Source organism: Mesorhizobium sp. f-mel, from assembly GCF_053850215.1.
Genome location: NZ_JBSPTO010000001.1, coordinates 358,133 through 382,959, shown reverse-complemented (window position 1 = coordinate 382,959; position 24,827 = coordinate 358,133). Strand labels below are relative to the sequence as shown.

Genomic DNA, 24,827 nt, shown 5'->3' with positions numbered 1-24,827 from the left:
GGGCGATGCCTCATTTGATGGCGCCCTGCGTCAGGCCGCGCACGAAGTATTTTCCACCGAACAGGTAGATCAGCAACGGCGGCAGCGCGCCGATCAGCACGGCTGCGCTCATCACATCGTAAGCACGGGCGGTCGTGCCGCCGGCAGTGAGCGCGACCAATGCCGCCGTAATCGGCTGCTGCTGGCCGGAGGTGAAGACGACCCCGAACAGATACTCGTTCCAGATGCCCGTGAATTGCCAGATGACGGTGACGATCAAAATCGGCGGCGACAGGGGCAGGATGATCTTGCGGAAAATCCGCCAGAAGCCGGCGCCGTCGATGCGTGCCGCCTTGATGAGGTCGTCCGGTATGCTGACGTAGAAATTGCGGCAGAACAGGGTCGTGAACGAAATGCCCTGGACGACGTGAATCAAGACCAGCCCGTATGTCGAATTGGTTAGGCCGAGTTTGCCGAGCAGGAACGCCCACGGCATCAGCGAGATCTGGCCGGGCATGAAGACGCCGAGCAGCATCAGATTGAACAGAATTTCCGAGCCCTTGAAGCGCCATTTCGACAGCACATAGCCGTTCATGGCGCCGAGAAGCGTGGAGATGACCGTCGCGGGAATCGTCATCCAGAGCGAGTTGAAGAAATTGCGCTTCATGCCTTCGCAGGTGCCGCTGACGCAGTAGGTACCCCAAGCCTCCGCCCACGCGTCGAGGCGGAAGCTGCGCGGCAGCGAGATGAGGCCGTTGCGGGCAATCTCCGACTGCTCCCGCAACGAGTTGAAGACCACGACCAGCAGCGGTGCCAGGTAGATGACAGCGAAAAGCGTCAGCACCGCATAGGTAAGAAAGCGGTTCCAGAAATATCGCCGCGTAGCCGCGGCCGCTTCGGGATCATGCCGGGGGTTGGGGGCAATTTCAGCCATTGCGGCCCTCCGCCCGCCTGCGCCAAACGATCCACAAGGAATAGGGCACCAGCACAACCGCAAGGGCGGCGAGCATCATCATCGCCGCAGCGGCACCCTCGCCGATCTGCCCGCGCTGGAACATCAGGTCGTAGACGTAGATCGCCGGGAATGTAGTGGACACACCTGGCCCGCCCCGCGTCAACGCCGCCACCAGGTCGAATGTTTTGATGGCGAACTGGATTTGAATGACCGCCACCGCCAAAAAAATCGGGGCGATCGTCGGCAGGATGACCTTCCGATAGGTTCGGGAAACCGACGCACCGTCGATCTGGGCTGCTTTGACGAGATCCGGATCGACCGACCGCAGGCCAGCCAGGAAAAGCGCCATTGCGAAGCCGGACGACTGCCAGATACCGGTTATGATCACCGCATAGATCGCGGTGTTGCGGTTGGCCGTCAGGGCGAAGCTGAAGTCGGTCCAGCCGAGCCCCCGCACGAAGGCTTGGATGCCGTCGACGGGATTGTAGAGCCAGCTCCACACCGTACCGGTGACGATGAAGGACACCGCCAGCGGGTAGAGGAAGATGGTACGCCAAACCGCCTCGCCGCGAACGCGCTGGTCGATCAGGATCGCCAGAAGCAGTCCGATGGCCATCGAGCCGACAATATAGAAGCCGCTGAACAGGAAGAGGTTGGTATAGGCGATGTTCCAGCGCCGGTTCGCCCAGAGCGAAGCATAATTGTCCAGACCGACGAACAAATAGGTCGGCATCAGCGACGAGTTGGAGAGCGAGAGATACAGCGTCCAAATCGTGAAGACGAAGACGTAGATGAAACTCGCCGCAAGCGACGGCGCCAGCACCAGAATGGGCACCATCGTGCCCAGGCGCTCCCGCCACGGGGTTGCGGGAGACGCAACCGGTACAGTCAGGTCATGTGTGGACATCGGCTGCTCCGGCGAAGTCAGGCCGGGCGCGCCGGCGCCCGGCCATCATCGGCAGCTTCTTCACATCTGCGCTTCGGCCGCATCAGCCATGGCACTAGCTGCGTCCTGCGCGGTCATATCCGGCGTCGCGACGAATTCAGTGACGGTATCCATGATCGCACCGCGCACCTTCTGCGGGATCGTCATGTTATGCGCCATCGAACGGACAAGCGTGCCGCCATCGATCGATGCCTGCAGGTCCTTCTGGGAGAGCTGCTGGCAGGGGTTGAAGCCGTTCGAAAGATCGACGTCGAGACGGGCCGGGATCGAGCCCTTGGTCTGATTGAAAATCGTCTGGAACTCGGGCGATAGGATGGTGCTGGCGAGCAGTTTCTGCCCCTCGACATAGTCCGGATCCTTCTGCTGGAAGAACACGACCGAGTCGGAATTCAGGATGAAGCCCGGCTTGCCCCAATCAGTCGGCGCCTGGGCGCAGACATAGTCGGTGCCCTCCTTGAAGCCGCCGGCCGTGAGCAGGCCGAGCGTCCAGTCGCCCATGATGTGAAAAGCGGCCTCGCCGCGGCCGACCAGATGCGACATGGTATCCCAGTCGCGCCCGTTCATGCCGGGGTCCATATATTTCGTCGTCATCGTGCGGAACTGCTCGAAGGCCTTGACCATGCCGTCGCTGCGCATTGCCTCGACGTCACCCTCGACGAAGGCCTTCTTGAAGAGATCGAGATCCATTCCGTAGACCACGACCTCGAAGACCGTCGAATCGGTCCAGTCGGCGGTCGAGTGCGAGATGCAGATTTTGCCTGACGCCACGATCTTGTCGCAGGCGGCGTTGAAGTCTGTCCATGTCTTCGGCACTTCGGCGACGCCTGCTTCCTGCATGACCTTCGGCGATGCCCACAGCCAGTTGATGCGATGGATGTTCATCGGCGCCGCTACCCAGCTGCCGGTCGGCTTCATCACCGGCAGCAATTCGGGAGCGACGACCTTCTCCCAATTTTCCGCTGTCGCCAGTTCGTCGAGATTGGCTGTGATGCCGGTCTCGTTCCATTCGGCGATCTCGGGTCCCTTGAGCTGCACCGCGGGGGGTGCATTGCCGGCGATCACGTCGGCGCGCAATTTCGCCAGCGTGTTGGCCGTGTGGCCCGCGATGGAGGTCTGCTGCCAGGTGCCACCCTTGGCGGTAAACATCTCGCCGAGCTTGGCGATAGCCTGGGCGTCCGATCCGGTCGCCCATTGATGCAACAGGTTGGTCTTGGGCTCTGCGAACGCGGCTCCCGCAACAAAGGTGTACGCCGTAGCGGCCGCAAGGGCCGTCCTCAGGTATTCCATCGTTTCACTCCCATGTGATGTTACGGTTCGTATCGACCGCCTGTGGACGCAATTTGAGCTCGTCGCAGACGGAGATGCAGTAATCTCCGTTCTTTCCAAGATGACATATTTGAGCTATCAGTCAACGTCCTTTGTGCTCATCATGAACAAACCTTCGCTTAGAAGTTGGCTGATCGACAGACCCTCCGCATCACCGGAGAGCCTGATCGTTCTATGTCTACGTGAGCGCGGCGTGCTTTCTGCGTCGCAAATTACCCGCATCACCGGTTTGGCGCGGTCGACGGTTTCAACCGCGCTCAATGGCTTGAGAAAGTCCGGAATGGTGATCGAATCCTCGACCCACCATGATGGGATCAGGGGTATCGGCAGGCCTGCGACGACATTGACACTCAATCCCGCTGCGGGCACCTGCATCGGGATCCACCTAGGCCTCGATGAGATGCGGTGCGTCGTCGCCGACGTCTCGCATTCTGTCATTACCGAACAAACTATCCCCATGGGTCTGGACTACCAACCGCAACAGGCGGCCCAGCTCGCCAAGTCAGCAATTGCCCAATGCTACGAAGAGAACGGTCTGCCGATGGCGGGGCTCCTGGGGGTTGGGGTTTCCGTCTCGGGCCCTGTCAGCCGCGAAGGAGTGGTGCAGCGTGCGAGTATTGTTCCGACCTGGGCCGGGGTCAACATCCGCGATGTGTTCGGGCCGGTTCTCGAACAGCCGATTTTCGCCGATAACGAGAGCAACTGCTCGGCCATTGCGGAGCTGATGTGGGGCGCGGCTGTCGGCCAAGATGATTTCGTGCTGTTCAAGATCGATCTGGGCGTCGGCGGGGCCATTGTCCAGCATGGCCGGCTGGTGACTGGCATCGCCGGCGGCGCCGGTGAATTCGGGCACATCAGCGTTGATCCCAGCGGCGATCTTTGCCGGTGCGGCAATCGCGGATGCCTCGAGCTTTATGCGAGCTTTGCCCGGCCGCTCGAGCAGATTTCGCGCATCGTGCGGCGGCCGGTCACGATGGACGAGGTGATCATGATGGCCGAACAGGGCGACGTCGGGGCGCTGCGGATGATCGAGGACACCGCCGAGTTCGCCGGCCGTGGTCTTGGCTTGATCGGCTCGGTGATCAATCCGCCACTCATCATTATCGGGGGCCGCATGGCTTTGGCGGGCGATATTCTCCTGGCACCGCTGATCGCGTCATATGAACGCCACACGCTCATCAAGTCCCGCGATGTCGCGCCCGCCCTGCGCACGCGGATAATTGTGGGCAAGCACACAGAGAACGACGCATTGCTGGGCGCAGTCGGCCTCGTGCTGCGACACAACAGCCGACTGCAATGATCTGGCCTTGCTCGCCGAATAGCGCCGACCGATTGCCCCTTACTCCCACTCGATTGATGCCCAATCACGAGGATGAGGACAGCGATCCGGTGGGCTGCTCCGGTCCCGCAACGGTTCTGACGGGCCTGCCACGGACCATAAGGCGGCATGAACTCAGGTTGATCGTCCCATTCGCTGACAGCACGATCTATGAGATGGAGAAACGAGGTGAATTGCCGAGCAGCGCCGACAGACATATCTGGCCGGACGCGCGAAGCTTGCTCATGGCCCTGACCTCCGTCAGCGGAAAGTCCGGCCGGTGAAAGCGCAGCAGCCGGATATTTAGTAAAGGCAGCCAGAAGCTATCGCGTCATGTTCAAGCGCGATAGTCTCGGGCATTAACTGAGTTTGGCCAACGAGACAGATCTGCAATTGGCTCCGATTGTTGGGAGACGGGCAAATTGTTACAAAACCTCGGATATAAGGCCGCATCACCGAGAAATGATATAAGTTGTCACGGTGGTTGCGACCTAGAGATATTCCTCTCAATGGCCGCATTTCTGTTGACTTCGCTCCGGCTCCAGATGGCAAATTGTGCCACTTTGACCCATCTCGGTCGGCAACTTCGCGCCATGAGCCGACCTTGGATACCGTGATCCTCGACGATTTGTCTCACCTCGATAGCGGACGAGATCATTGTTGATTGCCGCGAGCCCAGATTACGACCGCGAAGCGGTCAAAAATCCAAATCCATATCGTGATGATGATGCTCGTGACCGGGAAGCTCCGGCGGCGGCGGGCCAGGCACTTCGGCCACCATGGCCTCCGTCATGATGAGGAGGCCTGCCACCGAGGCTGCGCCCTGGAGCGCCGTTCGCACCACTTTGGCCGGGTCGATGATGCCCTTTGACACCAGATCCCCGTACACGCCCGATTGGGCATCGTAGCCATAGGCGTTATCGTCGTTTTCGAGGATCCCGGCGATGACGACCGAGCCTTCCAGGCCGGCATTGATCGCGATTTGCCGAGCCGGCCAGGTGATCGCCTTCCTGACGATCGCGATGCCGACCTGCTGGTCCTCGTTGCTGCCCTTGAGCTTCTTGAGCGCCCTGCCGGCGCGCAGCAAGGCGACCCCACCGCCGGGGAGAATGCCCTCTGCAACCGCGGCTCTTGTCGCGTTCATCGCGTCATCGATGCGATCCTTCTTCTCTCTGACCTCGACTTCGGTTGCACCGCCGACCCAGATAACGGCGACGCCACCGGCGAGCCTGGCCAGCCGCTCCTGGAGCTTCTCGCGGTCGAAATCGGAGGTGGTTTCCGCAAGCTCGAGCTTGATCTCGGCGATGCGGGCCTCGATCCTTTCCCGCTTGCCGGCGCCGCCGACGATCGTGGTGTTTGCCTTGTCGATCATCACCTTCTTGGTGCGCCCGAGCATATCGAGGGAAGCATGCTCGAGCTTGATGCCCAAATCCTCCGAGATCACCGTTGCGCCGGTCATCAGCGCGAGATCCTGCAGCATCGCCTTGCGGCGGTCTCCGTAGGCCGGCGCCTTCACGGCTGCAACCTTGAGAGCGCCGCGCAACTTGTTGACCACCAGCGCCGCCATCACCTCACTCTCGACATCCTCGGCGATGATGAGCAGCGGCTTGCCGGCCTGCACCACCTTCTCCAGCAGCGGCAGTATTTCGATCAGACTGGACAGTTTCTTCTCGCTGATGAGGACATAGGCATCCTGCATCTCGACCCGCATCTTTGCGCGATTGGTGATGAAATGGGGCGAGATATAGCCGCGGTCGAACTGCATGCCCTCGACGAATTCGAGTTCGGTTTCGAGCGACGTCCCGTCCTCGACAGTGATCACGCCGTCATTGCCGACCCTCTTCATGGCGTCGGCGAGGCAGCGGCCGATCTCCCTGTCGCCGTTGGCCGAGATGGTGCCGACTTGCGCAATCTCGACGTTCGAGGTGACCTTCGTGGCATTGTTTTTGAGTTCCGCGACGACGGCTTCGACCGCGAGATCGATGCCGCGCTTCAGGTCCATGGGATTCATGCCAGCGGCCACCGCCTTGGCGCCCTCCCGGGCGATCGCATGCGCGAGCACGACGGCGGTGGTCGTGCCGTCGCCGGCCTGATAGGAGGTTTTTGTTGCAATCTCGCGCACCATCTGGGCGCCCATGTTCTCGAACTTGTTGTCGAGTTCGATTTCCCTGGCGACGGTCACGCCGTCCTTCGTGACCCGCGGCGCGCCGTGCTCCCTGCCGATCGCGACGTTGCGCCCCCGCGGGCCAAGCGTGACGCTCACCGCATTCGCCAGGGTGTCAATGCCGCGCAGCATTCTGTCGCGAGCCTCGAACGAAAACATGATCTCCTTGGCAGCCATTTCCTTGATCCTTAAGACCTAATCTTCGGGGAACGGCGAAGCTTCATTCGGCCGCTCAGGCGAGATTGCCCCGTGGCAGCCCGAGCCGATTCCAGACATCGAACAAAGCTGCCGCGAGCCGATCAATCATGATGTCCTCATGACAAGGTGTCGGCGTGATGCGCAGCCGCTCAGTACCCTTCGCCACGGTCGGATAATTGATCGGCTGGATATAGATGTCGTGATCGCTCAGCAGCAGGTCGCTCGCCGCTTTGCAATGCGCCGGATCGCCGACTGCCACAGGAACGATATGGGTGTCGCTCAGGATGACCGGCAGCGCAGCGGCACCCAGCGCCGCCTTGACCCGCCGGACGCGGTCCTGCTGGCGCTTGCGCTCCCACTGCGAGGTTTTCAGATGCCGGATCGCCGCTGTGGCCGCGGCGCAGATCGCCGGCGGCAACGCGGTGGTGAAGATGAAACCCGGAGCATAGGAACGAACCGCATCGATCAGCACAGCACTTCCCGTGATATAGCCGCCGAGGCAGCCGAAGGCCTTGGCGAGCGTGCCTTCGATCACATCGATCCGGTTCATGGCGCCCTCGCGCGCGGCGATGCCGGCGCCGCGAGGGCCGTACATGCCCACAGCATGGACTTCGTCGAGATAGGTCATTGCGCCGTAACGATCGGCGATTTCGCAAATGCGATTGATTGGCGCGACGTCGCCGCCCATCGAATAGAGACTTTCGAAGACGATGAGTTTTGGCCGGTCCGGACCCGCCGCCTTCAACAATTCCTCGAGATGATCGACGTCGTTGTGGCGGAAGATGCTCTTCTCCGTACCGGACTGGCGGATGCCCTCGATCATCGAATTGTGGTTGAGCGCATCGGACAGGATCAGACAACCGGGGATCAGCTTGGCGATGGTCGAGATGCCAGTCTGATTCGAAACATAGCCGGACGTAAAGACCAGCGCCGCCTCCTTGCCGTGAAGATCGGCAAGCTCGCTCTCGAGCTCTAGGAGCGGATGGCTGGTACCGGAGATATTGCGCGTCCCGCCGGCCCCCGTTCCCAGGCGGGTAGCAGTCTCCACCATGGCGGCGACCACTTTTGGGTGTTGTCCCATCCCGAGATAGTCGTTGGAGCACCAGATCACGACGTCCTTCGGTCCATGCGGGGAATGCCACACGGCATGGGGAAAGCGTCCGGCGAGGCGCTCAAGGTCCGCGAACACACGGTAGCGCCGTTCCTCCTGCAGACGCGCGATCGCATCTGCAAAGAAACCGTCATACCTCATATTGCCTGGCTCCAAGATACGGCCTTGCCCATCGGCCATATCGCCGGCATCTCCGGTCATCGGAGGTCCAAATCGCCGCGACGCAATGACGTTCTTTACGCCGCCAAGTTTGCCGGTGTGCAACGCTGTGAGTTCCGCCATCGCCCGATTCCCCTGCTTGCATACGAATTACTTCAAAGCGCGATGCGCGCCGATCCCGCTCGCATCGTTCCTCACGACCCGCGTTCAGGAAGGTCGAAGTTGAGCTGCAACATTCGCGCTATGTTTATCAGAATCGTCTCACAGACCTTATCTTGATTAGGATCCAGATATTTGACAGTCCAGTTTGCCCCGTTCTCCTTGGTTTCGAGCCGCTGAATCACAAAATCAGTGACGTGCTCGCATCCCGGCTCCTTATGAAGATCCCCGAGGATCAATGCCTTAAGCTCCGAAGCTTCCTTTGTATGTCTTTGCATGGTCGCTCTCCTTCCGGATGACAACTTTCTATGGATCGATCAACTGCATAACCATGATCTCCGTCATCCCAGGGCTGGTGTCATCGCACCAGTTCACCCAACGTAGCGGCAATGCCGCTGCTTGGTGTGTCAGAGTCTAGCCCCTCCACGAATTGCCCCTGTGGGTTCATGATGTAGATGTGGGTGCCGTGATCCATTAGGTAGTCGTCACCGCCCGCCTCGTCCTGGCGCGCCACACCGTAGGCGCCATATGCCTCCGAAACCGCAGCGATCTGTTGCGGGCTGCCGGTCAGTCCCACGATGCGCGGATCGAAAGCCGCGGTAAAGCTTCCCATCACCTCAGGCGTGTCGCGTTCGGGATCGACAGTGATGAAGAGCGGTTGCAGTTTTGCGGCGTCGGGGCCGAGTTCCTCAATCGCGGCGGCGATTGATGACAGCGTCGTCGGACAGATGTCGGGACAAGAAGTATAGCCGAAGAAAACCAGCAGCCATTTGCCGCGATAAGTCTCATCGGTGACCGTCGTTCCGTCCGGCGCCGTAAGCGTGAATGAGCCGCCGACCGTCACGGGCGTGTCACTCCGCGCGAGCGGTTGGCAGATCGACAGGGCCGCTGCGAATATGATGCAGAACCGGGATATCGGGGACCGTAGGCCCGGAGCGAGGAGTTCATGCCGTCGGCTCATCAAGTACCTCCGGTACCTCGAGAAAGACGCTCCAAACCCCGCGACGTTTGCAACTAGCAAACTCGCCTAAACTGCCGAACCATATCATATTTTTTTGCTGAATGGCTAGACATGGTGCTGGTTTGGCCCTATTTTTAAAAGTTGCCCCTCAACCTAATGAAGGAGGTGGCGTCTATGACCATTCGCGAATTGATGAGCGGGCTGGCGGCGATCGCTGTCGTTGCGATGATGTCCGCGCCTGCGCAAGCCTACGAAGTGGGTCCGGTCACGGGAGGCGGAACGATCGAGGGTACGATCGTCTACCGCGGCGACGTGCCGACAACAAAGATCATCCCCACCAAGGATATCGAGGTGTGCGGCGACCCCCGCGAAGAGCCGCTGATCGAAGTCGGCAGCGATCAGGCCGTGCTGAACGCGGCGGTGCAGCTGGTCGACGTGGCACAGGGAAAGGCCTGGCCGGAACCCGGAAAGCCGCCTGAGCTTAACAACCTCAAATGTCGCTTTGAGCCCGCGGTTCAGATGATACCCGCCGGTTCGCTGGAGGTGATCAACAGCGACCCAACGCTCCACAACACCCACGGCTATTATGGCAAGCGAACCGCCTTCAACCTGGCGCTACCCAATAAGGGCCAGCGGATACCCGTCGAACTGAAGCGGGCCGGCACTGTCCGCGTCGACTGCGACGCGCATGGCTGGATGGAAGGCTGGGTCTATGTGGTGGACAATCCCTATTACGCGGTCACCGGCGCCGATGGCAAGTTCAGCATAACCGATGTTCCGCCGGGCGACTACAAACTCGTGGCGATCCACCCCTTCACCGGGCCCATCGAGCAGCCCGTAAAGGTAGAGGAGAATAAGGCCACCAGTCTGACGGTTGAACTGAAAAAATAAAGAAAATTTGCGACCCACTGATTCAACAGGGTCGCGCTCCTGCGAGAAGACCGACGCTTTAAGAAACGGTCTGCACTGAGGAGGAACCGTGATGTCTGACGAGCTTGACCGCATTCGGCGCGAAATGCATGCGGTGCTGCAGCCGCCTGGAGTTCGCCCCGACGACTCGCTCCAAATCACCCGCCGCACCTTCATTCACAGATCGCTGCTGTTCGGCGCTGCTTCCGTCGGCCAGACCTTCGCGTGGTGGCCGCTGCTCAACACTATCGACGTCGCTCACGCCGCCGAAGCGCCCTTCAAGTTTGCCTGGATTTCGGACACCCATCTCTATGAAAGATCCCTCAACACGCGCTTCGTCGACAAGGTGGTGCGCGCGGTGCAAGAGGTCCAGGCCATGGATCCGCCGGCCGACTTCCTGATCTTCGGCGGCGACCTGGCCCAGCTCGGAAAGATCGAGGAACTTGAGCTTGGCGTTGAGCTCCTCAAGGATCTGAAGATCAAGAAGTACTACATCCCGGGCGAGCATGACTGGTATCTGGATATGGGCAAGAAGTGGGGCGAGTTGTTCGGCCAACCCAACTGGACCTTCGATCACAAAGGCGTGCGCTTCATCGGGCTCGATACGGTCAGCCGGGGACCGGACTACTGGACAGCGAAGAAGATGACGCCAGAGGAGCGCATGGGCCACATGGCTACCCTCGACGGCACGGTTGCCGGCGCGTGGGCCGGTGTCGGCCGCGAGCAACTCGACTGGATGCAGAAGACACTCGCCGACTGGGATAAGTCCAAGCCGATCGTCATCTTCAGCCACAATCCGCTGTACGAGTACTACCCGCCCTGGAATTTCTGGGTACGCGACTGGCGCGAAGTGAATGACGTGCTGAAGCCTTATACAAAGGTCACCAACATCCACGGTCACGTGCACCAGGTGCTCTACAACGAGATCGGCAGCATGCGCTCGATCGGCATGCTGGCGACCTCCTGGCCCTGGCCGTATGCGCCGGAAGGCGTGCCAAAGCTGACCAAGCCGATGATCCGTGTCGATCCGGGCGATCCGTTCGACGGGGTCGGTTGGGAAACCGTGAACGTCAACGCCGACGACAAGGTCGATGTCGAGTACATCATGTGGGGGCGCAAGGAGGTGTTCGTCCAGTCGCCGGAGGACCACGACAAGAGCATTGAGGAGGTCATACGGCCACGCATCGCCGACAATCAATACCCGTGGGCAAATCCATAAAGGGTGGTGGCTATGATAAACACATCGACATTCCTGTGCATTCTGAGGCGTTCCACCGTCGCCGGAGCAGCCGTCGCAGCTGCCGTCGTCGTCGGGCCGGCCAGTGCCAACAAGGACCCGGTGACGCCAAAGCAGCTGAAACTCTATCAAGAAGCGTTCATGGAGGAGGTCAGGAAGGGAGACCTCCTGTTCCACGGTGATGCGGCGATGGCGGAGCAGTTGGGCGTCAAGCTATCGACCACCGGGTGGGCCTGCGCCATGTGCCATCCGATGGCCTCCAATACCCACCCGCAGGCGTTCCCGAAGTTCCAGCAGTCGATGGCCAAGTTCGCGACACTGCGCGACATGATCAACTGGTGCATCGAGAAACCGAACCAGGGCGAGAAGATCGATCCCGAATCGGAGGCGATGAAGGCGCTCGAGGCGTACATCACCTGGTCGAACACCGGCTCGGTGTTGGTGCCAGGCAAGTACTAGTCTCGTCGATAGCCGGGGCATCGGCTTCACGGGAGCGCGTCCATCGGGATGACACCTCGATGGGTGGGGTTGAAGCAGTCGTGCGGCCCGGGAACCGCGCGGGGAGGTCTATGCGTTGCCAGAGACGGGGATGAAGCTGCGCGGCAACTTCGCGAATGTGGACCTGGATGCGCTGGTCGACAACCGGGTCGTGCGGACCTGGCTTTATTTCGGCATGTTCTGGCTGACGGTGACGCCATCCGTCGGCGTGCTGATCTCGAGCACCTTCAACTATCCCGACTATCTTGGATCGGGAAACCTCGAGCTCACCTTCGGCCGGCTGCGCCCGGTCCACGTCAACGGTGTCATCTTCGGCGCCTTCTCGACGCTTTTCATCGGCCTTTGCTACTATCTCGTGCCGCGTCTGTCGGGGGTGCGGGTGATATGGTCGGAGTGGTCGGTTCTTCTCGCATGGGTCTGGAACGTCGCAACCCTCGCCGGTTTGATCGGCTTGCTGATCGGCGACAGTGACGGTTTGGAAGCCGGAGAGCTTCCGCTCTACGCGAAGGTCGCATTCTTCATCGTGGTGGCTGTTGCTACCGCGCAGTTCCTGATCACGATCAGTCGAAGACTCGAGCCGGCGATCTATGTCGCGCTATGGTACTTGATCGCTACTTTCGTGTGGACGACGATGAACTTCGTGCTTGGAAGCTTCATCCTGCCGTACACGATCTCGGGCATCAACAGCGCCGCCTTCCATGGCCTCTATCTCCACTACATCGTCGGGCTATGGCTAACGCCCGCGGGCTACGTGATCATCTACTATTTCCTGCCGATCAGCGCGCGAAATCCGCTCTATGCCCATAAGCTCTCGCTGGTAGGCTTCTGGTCCCTGGCACTGTTCTACCCGTTCGTCGGCATCCACCATTACCTCTACAGCCCGATCGCGGACTGGGCCGAGACCTTGGCCGTCGTCACGTCGATGCTGCTGATCATTCCGGTGTGGACGGTGCTGGTGAACTTCTTCGGCACCATGATGGGCAAGTGGCATGAGTTCGGCAGGAACTTGCCGGCGAAGTTCCTGATCATGGGCTCGCTCATGTATCTCGTCGGCTGCTTCCAGGGCTCGACCGAGGCGCTGCGGCAGCTGCAGCAGCCGACCCATTTCACCGATTTCGTCATCTCGCATTCGCATCTCACCGTGTTCGGCACCTTCGTCGTCTGGGCGATGGGGGGCCTCGTCTATACTTGGCCGCGGCTGTTCGGGCGCGAACTCTGGTCCTTCAAGCTCGGCAACTGGTCGTTCTGGCTGATCACCGTCGGCATCGCGACCATGGGCCTGGTCCTCACAGCGGGCGGGCTGCAGCAGGGTTATCAATGGATGAATGGGGTCGAATGGCTCGACTCGCTCGTCTGGGTGAAGCCCTACTGGCTGGCGCGGACCCTGGCAGGCATCAGCATGGATATCGGTATGTCGCTGCTGGTGGTGAATCTGATGCTGACCGCACTGACCAGCCCGGCGGCTGAGGCGCGACGCGTCCGCGGGCCGGTGGAGGCGCCTATCCCGGCCCCGGCGGGAGGGCCCGCGCAGTGAACGTTCGCTTCTTCGCGCTGTTCGCCGGCGTCTTCTGCATCACCCTTGCGGTGATCACGCAGGGCGTGCTGCCCTTCGTGGAGCCGTCCTCGCGAACTACGCGCGTGACCTCGGTGGTGCGCACGGATTTTGGCCAGCTGAAATGGACGGTTTCAGAGGCGACGGACTACACCGAGCAGCAGCGTCGCGGCCGCAGCATTTACCTGCGCGAAGGCTGCTGGTACTGCCATTCGCAATTCGTGCGGCCAGTGACCGGCGAGATCCGCCGCTGGGGACCGGTCAGCGAGGCGGGCGAATACGCCTATGACGTGCCGCACCTGTTAGGCACACGCCGGATTGGACCGGACCTGACGCGCGTCGGCCTGAAATACAGCGACGAATGGCACCTGGCGCACTTCTACAATCCGCGGATGCTGGTGCCGGACTCGATAATGGCGCCGTATCGCGGCCTCTTCCACGAACCCGATGCAGCCGTCCGTATCGTTGACGACGGCGCTGGCAATCGGACCCTGGAAAGGACAGAGGTCACCAAAGACCTGTTCGACTTCGACAGCCAGCAAGCGATCCAGCTGACGCCGAATGCGTACGGGTTGCTGTTCGTGCCGCTGAAGGCGCGCGAAAGAAAGCCGATCATCCTGACGCCGAACGACGAATACACAGGAGAAACCGTCAGCATCGCGGCGGAGACGGAATCGGTGGCGGCGCTCGTTTCCTACGTCCAGAAGCTCGGCACGAACCGGGGTAAATGGCGCGATCTTTTCGAGCCGCAAAGCCTGGAGGTCATGGATGCGACGATGCCGCGCTCCGAGGAATGGATTGCTTATGGCAAGGAAGTCTATGAGCGCCGCTGCATCGGTTGCCACGGTGCCAAAGGCGACGGCAACGGGCCGGCCGCCACCTTTATGTTTAACCAGCGGCCCAGGGACTTCACCTCAGCAGTCTTCAAGTTCAGGTTGACAAAGGAGCCCCTGCCCACGGACGGCGACATGCTGCGCACCATTACTCGCGGCATTCGCGGCACGGCAATGCCCCCTTGGTACGAACTGCCGCTCAACGATCGGCTGGCGGTGATCCAGTACATCAAGTATGAGCTAGCGGTTGACCGTTCCGATCCCGCCAGTCCTTACGCTTTCTTCGTCGAGGAACCGCCTGGCCCACCGTTGTATATCGGGCGCCCGCCGACCCCGTCGCAGACGATGCTGGACCGTGGCAAGGAGGTTTGGCAGGTGGCGAAGTGCTGGGAGTGCCACGGCCAAGGTGGCAAGGGCGACGGCGAGAAGGCTGCCGGCCTCAAGGATGATACCGGGTTCGCCATCGTGCCGGCCGACCTCACCAGCGGCCAGTTCAAGTCTGGCCCGGCCGTCGAAGACATCTTCCGGACGATAACTACCGGCCTCAGCGGCACGCCGATGCCGTCCTATCGGGATTCCTTTCCGGACGAGGACCGGTGGGCGCTTTCCTATTTCGTGGTGGCGCTTTCCGCCTATAAAGACCCGCTCTCGCTGCAGCCGCTCTCGATCAAGAAGGAGGCCCGCGCGGCGCTGAACGATTTGGAACTGGTCGCTGACAAGCCTGAGCGAGCCTATGTGCCCGATCCGTCGGTGCCGGCGTCCGGCCCGCCAGCGCCACCTGGCGAGGAACAGGCACCCGCAGGAGGATAGCCATGCTCGGTTTTGAAGTCACCGGACCCTATGCGGGCGCCATGATGATGAGCCTGGCGGCCCTGTTCTTGTTCATCTGGGGCGTCCTATCCGGCGCGTTGAGCGGCACCGACAAAGCCGCCAACGGGTTTTTTGAAAGGGAAATGGAAAATGAGCGATCTGCAGAGCAGCGATCCGGAGAGCCCGACGCATCCGGAACTGGAAGTGCGTCAAAGCTCGCATCCTGAACTGGAGGACTATGCCGGCGGCCTGATACAGGCGCGTGTGGGATTCATTCCCATATGGCTTCTCGTCGTCTACTGCCTGCTGTTCGCCTGGGGGCTGTATTACATGTATGTCTATTGGGGCGGGCTCGGTCCCGGCCGTCTGTTCTAAGAAGACTGTCGCAAGGCTGGTAAGGCAGGAGTGATGGAGATGTTGGTAGCCAGAATTCTTCTTGGAGTCGCCGCATTGAACCTCCTTTTCCTGGCCTTCGAGATGGCGACAAACGTGCTTCGTCTTTATTTCGGCTGACATAGGAGCAGCGGATGCTACAGGACACCATCTTCAAGCTCGCTGACGCCGGCTTGCCGCAGATGCTCGGCTTCCTCATCTATGGCGGCTGCACCGTCGGCTTTATCATCTATCTTGTCTATCTTGTGCGGCAATAGCGGCGCGGACGCGGCGCTGCGAAAACGCCAATGATCTACTACCTCGTGATCTTCGCCGCTGGATTTGCAGGCAGCTTTCATTGCATCGGCATGTGCGGCGGCTTCGCCTGCGCGCTGGGCCGCGATCAGCGAGGCGGAGGCGCAACCGCCCTTCGCCACCTGCTCTATAATACCGGCCGATTGACAACCTATTGCTTTCTGGGCGGGCTCGCTGGTGCGATCGGTCAGGTTATCTGCACCACGCAAGGTCTAACGGCGGCGCCGCTCTTGAACGGCTCCCTCGACATCGCCCAACGAATTCTCGCGATCGTCGCGGGCCTGCTCATGATCGCCATGGCGTTGCAGTTCTTCGGTTTGCTGCAGGTCTTTCATCGCCTTGCGATCGGATTTGGCGGCAGCACATTTGCATTGTCCCTGCGCGCTCTGTTGACGGCACCGAGCAGCGCCGCACCGCTCGCCTTTGGCGTTTTCAACGGCTTCCTGCCATGTCCCCTGGTCTATGCCTTCGCCGCCCAGGCGGCGAGCACCGCCGGAGCGCTTCCCGGGTTTCTCATCATGGCCTCGTTCGGACTGGGAACCTTTCCCGCGATGTTGATGATGGGCGGCGTCGGCCGGATACTCGGGCCAGCCTGGCGGCGGCGTGGCGTGCGGCTGGCCGGCGGCTTTATTCTTTTGTTCGGTCTCATCACGCTCGGCCGTGGTCTCCTGCCTTCCGACGCGCATATCGGCCTCGCCTGGCTGGGCGGACATCCCGCATGACTGCGCATGGCGATATCCTCTGTAGCCATTGTTCGCTGCCCGTCGGCCTGCGCCCGATGGAGCGCAGGCTCAACGGTGAGGCTTGCGCGTTCTGCTGCTACGGCTGTTGCATCGCCTTTCAGGTGAAGAGCGGCAGACACGAAGAGTGGGAAGCCGCCTGGCTTCTGATCCAGCTCGGCGTGGGAGGATTTCTCTCCATGAATATCATGATGTTCAGCCTCCTCCTCTATTCGGACGCGTTCACCGGCGTCGATGCGGGCGTGCTGCCGTGGATTCACCTTTTGCTCTGGATCTTCGCGACGCCGGCGGTGGTGATTCTCGGCGGACCCTATCTGCGCGAAATGTGGCTCAATGGCATTCAGGGACGAGTGACGTCGTCGGCACTCATCGTGCTTGGCGTCGCTGCCGCTTACCTCTATTCGGCATTTGCCGTGTTCGAGGGCAGCACGCATGTCTATTTCGACACCGCCGTGATGGTGCTGATGCTATTCACCGTTGGCCGCTATCTTGAGGCTGTTGGCCGCGCCAGGGCGGCGCGCGACCTCGAACCTCTTCTGGCCGCAGAAAGCGAGAGCGCGACCGTGGTCGATGGCGCGGCAGAGATCCGCCGTCCGGTGCGGGAGGTATCGGCCGGCATGCTGGTGCGGGTGCGGCCAGGCGAGCGCATTCCGGTCGACGGCGTGGTTGTCGAGGGCGAATCGAACACCGATGAAGCCGTGATTACCGGAGAAAGCCGGCAAGTGACAAAGGGCGCCGGCTCCAAGGTGATCGCCGGCAGCATCAATATCGACGGCCCGCTCCTGATCCAAAGCAGCGGTGACGGAACCGCAACCCGCTGGGCGCGGATTTGCCGGTCGGTGCGCGAAGCGCTGGGCCGTCGCAGTCCAACCCAGCGCCTTGCCGATCGTGTCGTTGGCGTGTCCGTGCCGCTCGTCCTCGCCCTCGGCGGGCTGACGATCGTTTACTGGGCGCAGTCGTTGCCGTTCGATCGGGCGTTGCTGATTGGCCTCTCGGTACTGGTGGTTGCCTGTCCTTGTGCCGTCGGCCTCGCTGCTCCGATGGCGACATCACTCGGCATCGGCCGGCTGGCGCGGCACGGCTGCCTCGTCCGCGACCCCGGCGTGCTCGAGACCCTCGCGCGTGTCCGGCTGCTCGCCTTCGACAAGACCGGCACTCTGACGGCGGGCAAAGCGCGTCTCGTCGGCGTCGACTGCGAGAAGGTCGGCATCGACGAAGTACTGGCGCGCGCCGCCGGTCTGGAGCGCCTTTCCGAGCATGGTCTGGCGCGGGCCATCGCGGCAGCCGCCGCTCAGCGGGGCATCACGCCGCTCGTCACCCGCGATGTCCGAACGGTTCCCGGCCGTGGCGTCCGCGGCAGCGCCGAAGGCCGGCCCGTGGCGGCAGGGAACGGCAGATTGATGAATGATCTGGGCTGGCCGCTTCCCCCGTCGCTGGCCGAGCGTGCGCGGTCGCTGGAGGCGAGCGGTCATTCAGTAGTCTATGTCGGTTGGGGCGAGCAGGTTCACGCCGTGCTGTCGCTCGATGATTCACCGCTTCCCGAGGCGCAGGCCGCGATCGCGGCCCTGCGTGAGCGCGGGTTCGACGCCACGCTGTTGACCGGCGACTTGGCGCAAGCGGCGGAGCGGATCGCGGCCCTGGTTGGGATCAAGGACGTCCAAGCGGGCCATTCGCCGGAGGCCAAACGGCTGGCCCTGGATCGGCTCCGCCAAGACCACGGTTCGGTGGCGATGGTCGGCGATGGACTGAATGACGGGCCGGTCCTGGCCGCCGCAGATGTCGGTATCGCCGTCGGCTCCGCCACCGATCTCGCCCGCGAGACTGCGGGGCTCGTGCTGCCTGCGGACGGATTGTGGATGCTACCCTGGATCGTCGACGTGGCCCGCGCGGTCCGCAGGACCATCTTGACCAACCTTATGTGGGCGTTCGGCTACAACCTCGTCGCGCTGACGTTCGCAGCATTCGGACTTCTGCAGCCAATCCTTGCGGCGGCGGTCATGGCCGGCTCGAGCATCCTCGTGGTGGTGAATTCGCTGCGGCTGGAGCGGCTGCCCGATCCTGTTCCAGCGCTGATCCCGGAGCAACGATACGGCGCCAAGGCGGAGCGTACCCAGAATGGTGCCGGCATTTCCGCAATGGCCGGCCCGGCCGTCGAGCGGAGTTGAGTTTCGTTTCAGCCAAACACGTCGTGCGTGAACGCGTCATACCAGCCTTCCGCCGCGCGCGCAGCCTGCCGGCGGACCTCGGCGCTTTCCTCGACCTTGCTGACGAAGCTGATGACGCTCTTGAGCTTCCCGTCGACGGGCTTGAAGCTGATGGCGTTGCTGAACGCATCGTCGGGGGCGAGATAGGTGTAGCAGGTGTTGAACAAATGCGCCGGGAAACGCGCTGATCCGGTGAGATCGGCCGCGATGGCAAAGGCGCAGGCTTTGGCCTGGCTGTTGGCGCAGAAGGCGGATTTCGGCATATCCCCGCCGATGATCGCGTCGCCGACCAGATGGACGCCGGGCTGCAGCGCCGATTCGAAGGTGACCGGATCGACCGGACACCAGCCCGACTGATTGGCGAGCCCTGCCTGCTGCGCCAAGCGCCCGGCCATTTGCGCCGGGATGACATTGGCCACCGCGGCCTTGAATATTGCTCCCGCGGTGATCACCGACCGGGTCTTCGCGTCGACCGCCGTGACCCCGCCAGTGAACTGGGCCGGCAGCCATTCGATCATTCCCGGATAGTGGCGGTTCCAAGCGTCTTGGAACAGGTCCTGCGCATTGAAGCTGTCTTTCGCATCGAGGATCAGGATTTTGGCTTTGGGTTTGCTCAGCCGGAAATATGATGCGACGAGCGAAGCGCGTTCATAGGGGGCGGGCGGACAGCGAAACGGGTTTGGCGGAACGACGATGACGAATAGCCCGCCGTCCTCCATGCTTTCCAGTTGCTGGCGCAACAGCCTGGTTTGCTGCCCTGCATTCCAGGCGTGCGGCATGATCTCCATCGCCGCTTCGTCATAGCCCTTAAGCGCCCGATCCCTGAATGCGATGCCTGGCGCAACAACGAGACGGTCGTAGCTGAGCTTCGAACCGTTGTTCAGCGCAACGGTTTTCGCCGCCGGGTGAATCGCCGCGGCGGACTCATGAATGACGGTGATGCCATATTGTCTTGCCAGCGCTTCATAACCATGACTGAGCGATTCGAACGGGCGCAGCCCGGCGAGATAGAGATTGCTGAAGAAACAGGTCGCGTAGCTCTGCCGCGGTTCAACCAGGGTCACTTCGATAGCCGTGGCGCTGGCGGCGAGATATTTGGCGACCGTTGCGCCGCCGATGCCGCCGCCGATCACGACGACACGTGCCTTGGCCTGGCCCCGCGCCTTCGGCTGGTTGAGCGCCGTTAGCAACGCTGCTCCGGTGAGGCGGCCGAACTCGCGACGCGTCCAGGATTTCATGGCGCGTTACTTTCCCTGCGCTGCGACATAGCGCGCGACGCTCGCGATCTCCTCGTCGTTGAGCGACAGCGCGATAGCGTGCATGATATGATTTGGACTCTCGCTCGCCCGGTAGGCAAGCAGGGCGTTGGTGAGCCTCTCCTCACCAAGCCCGATGATGCTGGGAATGCCTGTGCCGCCGCCATCGAGGCGATGGCAGGACGCACAGGTCGCGGCGAGTTGAGCGCCTTGATCGGCCCCCGCCGCCGCGTCGGATTGGCTGAAGAGCAGCACGAGGCCCGTGGCAATCGCAGATCTCGCGACGGGGCGCATGCTGAATACCCGTCTGTTTCGCAGTTTTCCGGTCACGCTCCCACTCAACTTGTCACGCCATAATTCGCGCAGCTCGATTGCGTCGCCACCTCAACCGACCGTGAACTGGTGCGACAACATATAGACGGCACCGCCGTCTTCTTCCCAGACAAAATCGAGCCGGCCGCTCTCCGTCGCGCGCAAGGAAAATTCGAAGAATGGGTTGGCCGAAATCGCCTCGTGAAGATCGACACTGAACACCACGGTTTCGTTGTAGCGGCAGACAAACTTGTTGATGATCCTGCGCGGGATTACATTGCCTTGATCATCATGGCGTAGCCCCGTTTCCATCTCATGGCTGATGATGGTCTTGACCTGAAAAATCTCTCCCTTCGCCGCGGCGCTCGGCACGATCACGCGTGGTGTCGGGGTGGTCACTGTCTCTCTCCGATCTCAGGCACATCCATCCGTGGCGACACGGACCCACGTCGTGGTCATCAGCAAATTGCCGTCATTCATTTCGGCAACAGCGACGACATGTTGCGGTCTGGCAAGACGGATGCGTGTCGACACGCGAGGTAGACTGCGCTGGGGGACGAAATGGAAACTGGCGACTTCGATAAGCGGGTTCCGCGGCGCGAACACGCGCATTTGCCTCACATGGTCGGCCTCAGTCATTGGGCTGTCGATGTAAAGGCTCATGGGCACGGTATAGCCGGTCGGGAAGTCCGTCGGCATTATCAGGTGCAGGCGATCCGACACCGTGGCCGTCCGTCCGGTGAGCTGTTCGACGAGATCCAGCGCTTCATCGTTCGCACGCGCGCTCTGCAGCGAGAAGAGCGAAACCCCGGCAAACCCTACACTCCCGGCGATCAAGACATCGCGGCGCGTCAAGCTCATCGTCCCGGTCTCCAAACCCTGCCACTCTTTAGGCCACTCCAAGAACACATCGGCGGCGGCGGGCGGCGCACTCGGACACATCAGTGCGGCTGCTTCTACCAAATTTAGCACCGACAACCGCTGGGAGCAATCTCGGGGAAGTTGGACACAGGGCTGCGAACTCGGGTTAACGGGCTTTAGGGATTGCGGTTGATCTGATTCCATGGGGCTTCGTCGATCTCGACAATGGCCATGGCGACATCGAGGAGCGCACCGTCACCGTCTCGCGCGAGACTGGCTGACTCGAAGGCCAGCGCCGCTTTCCCGGCGAACTGCGCCTGCCAGGCGCCACAACCATCGTGCGCGTCAGCTCGCGCATCGGGCTGAAGGACAAAAGCCGCTTCGACACGCGATACTGTATCGCCTCCGCCGAACTGACGGCCGAACGGGCCGCTCATGCCGTGCGCGGCCACTGGCTGGTCGAGAACGCTTTGCACTGGACCCTCGACGTCGTCTTCAACGACGACCAGTCGCGTCTCAGAAAAGGCTACGGCGCTCTCAACATGGCGATCGTGCGCCATTTCGCTCTCAACCTGGTCAGAGCCGTCAGCGACAAGCGCTCCATCAAACTCAGACGCAAAAAGGCAGGGTGGAGCACTGACTACCTCGCCGCAATCCTCGGCGAACTACGCCGTTAACCCGGATTCGGAGCCCTGAAGTTGTACATGAGAGCCGCACGCTTGCCGCACCGCGATGACATCCTCAACCTCGCCTGAACGCGGCTGTTGCCCTCATTCGATAACTCTTGGCGTTTCGGTCTAAGAGACTAAGGTCCGCCTTCCAGCTGACCTCAGACGATACATAGCCGGCCTAAGCGGACTGCAGCTATCCACTCTTCTGCGACCTTCCCGCGCCGATTTTTAGGAGGTCAATCGGAAAGAGCAACGAGCGCCAATTCCGGACCAACATCGGGGTGACCCTGTCGGTCGCCTCTCCGACCCGTTGGCAGGCCTTCGTGTTGCTTCGCTGCAAGGACCACACAGGGGTTAGCGGTTCGACGTCGCTGCGGGCGAACATAATAGAACGGGGTCGGCCGATCATTATCAAAGATCTGACCGTCATCGAGCTTCCTGAAATACAAAGGTCGCTTGGACGTGGGTGCGAGATTGGCATTTTCCAGTGTCGCCCGCGATGCCGTACGCAGAGGTCCAACATTGTTTTTCGTTCTTGACGATCGATGATCATCGACAGCGGTCCCGTGAAACTCATCAAAAGTGTCGCGCTTCTCGCCATTCCCGGCTGCGGCCGATGAAGCGCCGCGCCCTGGACATATTCTCGACGGAAAAACGCCTCGAAGCGCCCGGCAACCGACCGATTGGGAACAATCTTACCTGTTTCAAGGTTGGGGATGCGCAAGGGACTGTTCTACGGAATCATTGTCCAGATGAAACGCCATTTTCGGATTCTTGTCGGTGCCACGGTCGGCCTCACATTGACACCTGCTCCGCTTCCCGCACTTTCGCGCGACGCCCAGCCGCTCGCGGCACCCGTCATTCTGGCCCAAGCCCAGTCGTCCGAAGAGGAAGAGCTGCTGCGCAGGAAGAAGAGAAAGGGGGCCAAACGCGACGAGCAGCGGACTCCCCAGGCAGAAAGGCCGGCGCAGCGCGAGCGGGCCAAGCGACCTGCGGCGCGGGAGCGCGAAGCCATCAAACGGCGTGCCGCCGAACCTGAGCCCGCGATCACCGAGGAACGCCAGAAGCGGCGCAAGGAGCGCGAAACCGTCAAACGGCGTGCCGCCGAACCTGAGCCCGCGATCACCGAGGAACGCCAGAAGCGGCGCAAGGAGCGCGAAACCGTCAAACGGCGTGCCGCCGAACCCGAGCCGGCGATCACCGAGGAACGCCAGAAGCGGCGCAAGGAGCGCGAAGCCGTCAAACGGCGTGCCGCCGAACCCGAGCCCGCGATCACCGAGGAACGCCAGAAGCGGCGCAAGGATCGCGAGGCCGCCAGACGGCCTGCCGCCGAACCCGAGCCGGCGATCACCGAGGAACGCCAGAAGCGGCGCAAGGAGCGCGAGGCCGCCAGACAGCGTGCCGCCGAACCCGAGCCGGCGATCACCACGGAACGCCAGAAGCGGCGCAAGGAGCGCGAAGCCGCCAGACAACGCAACGCCGAACCCGAGCCGGCGATCACCGAGGAGCGCGTGAAGCGGCGCAAGGAGCGCGAAGCGGCGATGCGTCGTCCCGAAAACGCCGCCAGGCTCTTCGACAGCGCCAAGGAAAAGCCGGTGAGGCGCAAGCCGGGCGGCGCCGAGCCGGATCAGCCCGCTCGGGCCAGGGCCGAGCGGCTGCCCGAAAGCGACGCCGCGGCGCAGGCGCGAGCCTTGAGAGATCCAGTGCAAATCGGCTCCGTCATCTCCGAGGAAGGCCGCCGCATCGAACGCCCGCGCAGGGAGCGTCCCGAGGTTCCGCAGAGCGCGGAACTCGTGCGCGAGGTCAACAACCGCTTCATCTTCCGAACCGACAACACCTATTTCATAGAGCGGCCCCGCGAGGAGCGCTTCATCATCGACGCGCGCGAGGTCTACTACGAGGAACTGCCGCGCAGCCGGCAGCGCGAGGTTGTGGTCCGTCCCGACGGGACGCGGATCGTCACGATCCGCAACCGCTGGGGAGATGTCGTCCGCCGTGTGAAGATCCTGCCCGACGATCGCGAGATCGTCCTCGTCTATGTCGAAGACGACTATTACGACGAGGTGCTGGAATGGCGCGATCCCGGCCTCGACCTGCCGCCCCTCGACCTCGACATTCCGGTTCGCGACTACATACTGGACGCGGAATGGGTTGAGGACCCCGAAGACTACTATACATTCCTCGACCAGCCGCCGGTCGAGCAGGTGGAGCGCACCTACTCGCTTGACGAGGTCCGGCGTTCGGCGCGCATCCGCGACAAGGTCAGGCGCATCGATCTCGATATCATCAATTTCGAGTTCGGCTCGGCCCAGATCCCGGAGAGCGAGATCGGCAAGCTCGAAGGCGTCGCCGAGGCCATGCAGCGCCTGCTCAAGGAGAACCCGGGCGAGACCTTCCTGATCGAGGGTCACACCGATGCGGTCGGGGCGGAGGTGGCGAACCTGGCGCTGTCGGACCAGCGGGCCGAGGCGGTGGCGACCGCGCTGACCAACGTCTTCGACATAGCGCCCGAGAACATGGAGACGCAGGGCTATGGCGAGCAGTACCTGAAGGTTGAAACCCAGGAGCCCGAACGCGAGAACCGGCGCGTCGCGATCCGCCGCATCACGCCGCTGGTCGCACCCGTGGCGAGCTCCGAATAGGCCCCACCCTTGTTTTGAGCCTGCCGGGAAGGTAGCGCCAGGCTCAGCGTATCGAGCGGGCCAGATAGACGACACGCATCCAGCCCGGTCAAGATCCGCTTCCGCCACCTGTTGCGATATTGAGGTCGAAATCGAGTAACAACTGGGGTTGGGTCAAGCCCTGCCCTGCTTGAGTGAACCGGGTTAATTGACGCCGAGGAAGTGGGCGGCGCTCGGGCGTGTTAGAGCTGGCGAAGACCTTGCCGGGCGGGCCGATCTCGTGGATGCGGCCTTCATGAAGGACGGCGCGGCTGGCGAAACGCATTGCATTGAGTGACCAGCGTTATGCCGTCGGGACGA

22 protein-coding genes and 1 pseudogene are annotated in these 24,827 nt (G+C 61.8%); 12 read left to right on the top strand and 11 right to left on the bottom strand.

Annotated features, from left to right (window positions below):
* Positions 1-10: 10 nt before the first annotated feature.
* The 3 genes from ACWUKX_RS01795 to ACWUKX_RS01785 are packed head-to-tail and all read right to left on the bottom strand — an operon-like array spanning position 11 to position 3,167.
* On the bottom strand, positions 11-913 hold the full coding sequence (locus ACWUKX_RS01795) for a carbohydrate ABC transporter permease (RefSeq protein ID WP_127208056.1): 903 nt from the start codon (positions 911-913) through the stop codon (positions 11-13).
* Entirely contained in the window at positions 906-1,841 is a 936-nt protein-coding gene (locus ACWUKX_RS01790) for a carbohydrate ABC transporter permease (RefSeq protein WP_287091874.1), read from the bottom strand. Before ACWUKX_RS01790 ends, ACWUKX_RS01795 begins: the two co-directional genes overlap by 8 nt.
* Positions 1,842-1,901: 60 nt before the next feature.
* Positions 1,902-3,167 carry an ABC transporter substrate-binding protein gene (locus ACWUKX_RS01785; protein WP_456003260.1) on the bottom strand — a complete coding sequence of 422 codons (1,266 nt, stop codon included), beginning with the start codon at positions 3,165-3,167 and terminating at the stop codon, positions 1,902-1,904.
* Between the two features lie 109 nt (positions 3,168-3,276).
* Here ACWUKX_RS01785 and ACWUKX_RS01780 point away from each other — a divergent pair, with 109 nt between their 5' ends.
* Positions 3,277-4,506, top strand: a complete 1,230-nt coding sequence (locus tag ACWUKX_RS01780) for an ROK family transcriptional regulator (RefSeq protein WP_456003258.1) — start codon at positions 3,277-3,279, stop codon at positions 4,504-4,506.
* A 715-nt stretch (positions 4,507-5,221) separates the two neighbouring features.
* Here the strand turns inward: ACWUKX_RS01780 and groL are convergent.
* The 4 genes from groL to ACWUKX_RS01760 form a co-directional block, all read right to left on the bottom strand.
* Positions 5,222-6,865: a chaperonin GroEL gene (gene groL / locus ACWUKX_RS01775; protein WP_456003257.1), complete on the bottom strand. Its 1,644-nt coding sequence runs from the start codon at positions 6,863-6,865 to the stop codon at positions 5,222-5,224.
* Between the two features lie 55 nt (positions 6,866-6,920).
* Complete coding sequence (hemA, locus tag ACWUKX_RS01770; protein WP_456004058.1) at positions 6,921-8,138, bottom strand: 5-aminolevulinate synthase; 1,218 nt, start codon at positions 8,136-8,138, stop codon at positions 6,921-6,923.
* A 212-nt stretch (positions 8,139-8,350) separates the two neighbouring features.
* Entirely contained in the window at positions 8,351-8,593 is a 243-nt protein-coding gene (locus ACWUKX_RS01765; RefSeq protein WP_456003255.1) for a hypothetical protein, read from the bottom strand.
* 80 nt (positions 8,594-8,673) lie between these two features.
* On the bottom strand, positions 8,674-9,159 hold the full coding sequence (locus tag ACWUKX_RS01760) for an SCO family protein (RefSeq protein ID WP_456003253.1): 486 nt from the start codon (positions 9,157-9,159) through the stop codon (positions 8,674-8,676).
* A gap of 309 nt (positions 9,160-9,468) precedes the next feature.
* On the opposite strand from ACWUKX_RS01760, the gene ACWUKX_RS01755 reads away from it, so the two are divergent.
* The 9 genes from ACWUKX_RS01755 (at position 9,469) to ACWUKX_RS01715 (ending at position 18,707) form a co-directional block, all read left to right on the top strand.
* A complete protein-coding gene (locus tag ACWUKX_RS01755; protein WP_456004056.1) occupies positions 9,469-10,167 on the top strand; it encodes a hypothetical protein in 699 nt (232 codons plus the stop codon).
* A 91-nt stretch (positions 10,168-10,258) separates the two neighbouring features.
* The gene (locus tag ACWUKX_RS01750; protein ID WP_455849944.1) at positions 10,259-11,404 is read left to right on the top strand and encodes a metallophosphoesterase family protein; all 1,146 of its coding nucleotides are present in this window, start codon (positions 10,259-10,261) and stop codon (positions 11,402-11,404) included.
* A gap of 12 nt (positions 11,405-11,416) precedes the next feature.
* Complete coding sequence (locus ACWUKX_RS01745; protein ID WP_456003250.1) at positions 11,417-11,881, top strand: c-type cytochrome; 465 nt, start codon at positions 11,417-11,419, stop codon at positions 11,879-11,881.
* A 130-nt stretch (positions 11,882-12,011) separates the two neighbouring features.
* Positions 12,012-13,454, top strand: a complete 1,443-nt coding sequence (locus ACWUKX_RS01740; protein WP_456003247.1) for a cbb3-type cytochrome c oxidase subunit I — start codon at positions 12,012-12,014, stop codon at positions 13,452-13,454.
* Positions 13,451-15,115 carry a cbb3-type cytochrome c oxidase subunit II gene (locus tag ACWUKX_RS01735; protein WP_456003244.1) on the top strand — a complete coding sequence of 555 codons (1,665 nt, stop codon included), beginning with the start codon at positions 13,451-13,453 and terminating at the stop codon, positions 15,113-15,115. Before ACWUKX_RS01740 ends, ACWUKX_RS01735 begins: the two co-directional genes overlap by 4 nt.
* A 150-nt stretch (positions 15,116-15,265) precedes the next feature.
* Positions 15,266-15,490: a hypothetical protein gene (locus tag ACWUKX_RS01730; protein ID WP_065007038.1), complete on the top strand. Its 225-nt coding sequence runs from the start codon at positions 15,266-15,268 to the stop codon at positions 15,488-15,490.
* A gap of 152 nt (positions 15,491-15,642) precedes the next feature.
* Complete coding sequence (locus ACWUKX_RS01725; protein WP_268929141.1) at positions 15,643-15,765, top strand: hypothetical protein; 123 nt, start codon at positions 15,643-15,645, stop codon at positions 15,763-15,765.
* A gap of 30 nt (positions 15,766-15,795) precedes the next feature.
* Positions 15,796-16,524, top strand: a complete 729-nt coding sequence (locus ACWUKX_RS01720; protein ID WP_456003242.1) for a sulfite exporter TauE/SafE family protein — start codon at positions 15,796-15,798, stop codon at positions 16,522-16,524.
* Between the two features lie 56 nt (positions 16,525-16,580).
* Positions 16,581-18,707, top strand: a complete 2,127-nt coding sequence (locus ACWUKX_RS01715; RefSeq protein ID WP_456004054.1) for a heavy metal translocating P-type ATPase — start codon at positions 16,581-16,583, stop codon at positions 18,705-18,707.
* 8 nt (positions 18,708-18,715) lie between these two features.
* Here the strand turns inward: ACWUKX_RS01715 and ACWUKX_RS01710 are convergent, their stop codons facing one another.
* From ACWUKX_RS01710 to ACWUKX_RS01695, 4 genes are read right to left on the bottom strand one after another with little or no spacing between them, the layout of a single operon-like run.
* Positions 18,716-19,984 (bottom strand): NAD(P)/FAD-dependent oxidoreductase, encoded by a 1,269-nt coding sequence (locus ACWUKX_RS01710; protein ID WP_456003240.1) that lies wholly within the window; start codon positions 19,982-19,984, stop codon positions 18,716-18,718.
* A 6-nt stretch (positions 19,985-19,990) separates the two neighbouring features.
* On the bottom strand, positions 19,991-20,332 hold the full coding sequence (locus ACWUKX_RS01705) for a c-type cytochrome (protein ID WP_456003238.1): 342 nt from the start codon (positions 20,330-20,332) through the stop codon (positions 19,991-19,993).
* A 54-nt stretch (positions 20,333-20,386) separates the two neighbouring features.
* A complete protein-coding gene (soxZ, locus tag ACWUKX_RS01700) occupies positions 20,387-20,713 on the bottom strand; it encodes a thiosulfate oxidation carrier complex protein SoxZ (protein WP_456003236.1) in 327 nt (108 codons plus the stop codon).
* Positions 20,714-20,728: 15 nt separating this feature from the next.
* Complete coding sequence (locus ACWUKX_RS01695) at positions 20,729-21,175, bottom strand: thiosulfate oxidation carrier protein SoxY (RefSeq protein WP_456003234.1); 447 nt, start codon at positions 21,173-21,175, stop codon at positions 20,729-20,731.
* A gap of 215 nt (positions 21,176-21,390) precedes the next feature.
* Between ACWUKX_RS01695 and ACWUKX_RS01690 the strand changes: the two are divergent.
* Together ACWUKX_RS01690 and ACWUKX_RS01685 are read left to right on the top strand one after the other, a co-directional pair.
* Positions 21,391-21,852 (top strand): annotated as a pseudogene (locus ACWUKX_RS01690) (ISAs1 family transposase); the annotation flags it as partial.
* A 746-nt stretch (positions 21,853-22,598) separates the two neighbouring features.
* The gene (locus ACWUKX_RS01685) at positions 22,599-24,488 is read left to right on the top strand and encodes an OmpA family protein (protein WP_456003232.1); all 1,890 of its coding nucleotides are present in this window, start codon (positions 22,599-22,601) and stop codon (positions 24,486-24,488) included.
* Positions 24,489-24,827: the final 339 nt, after the last annotated feature.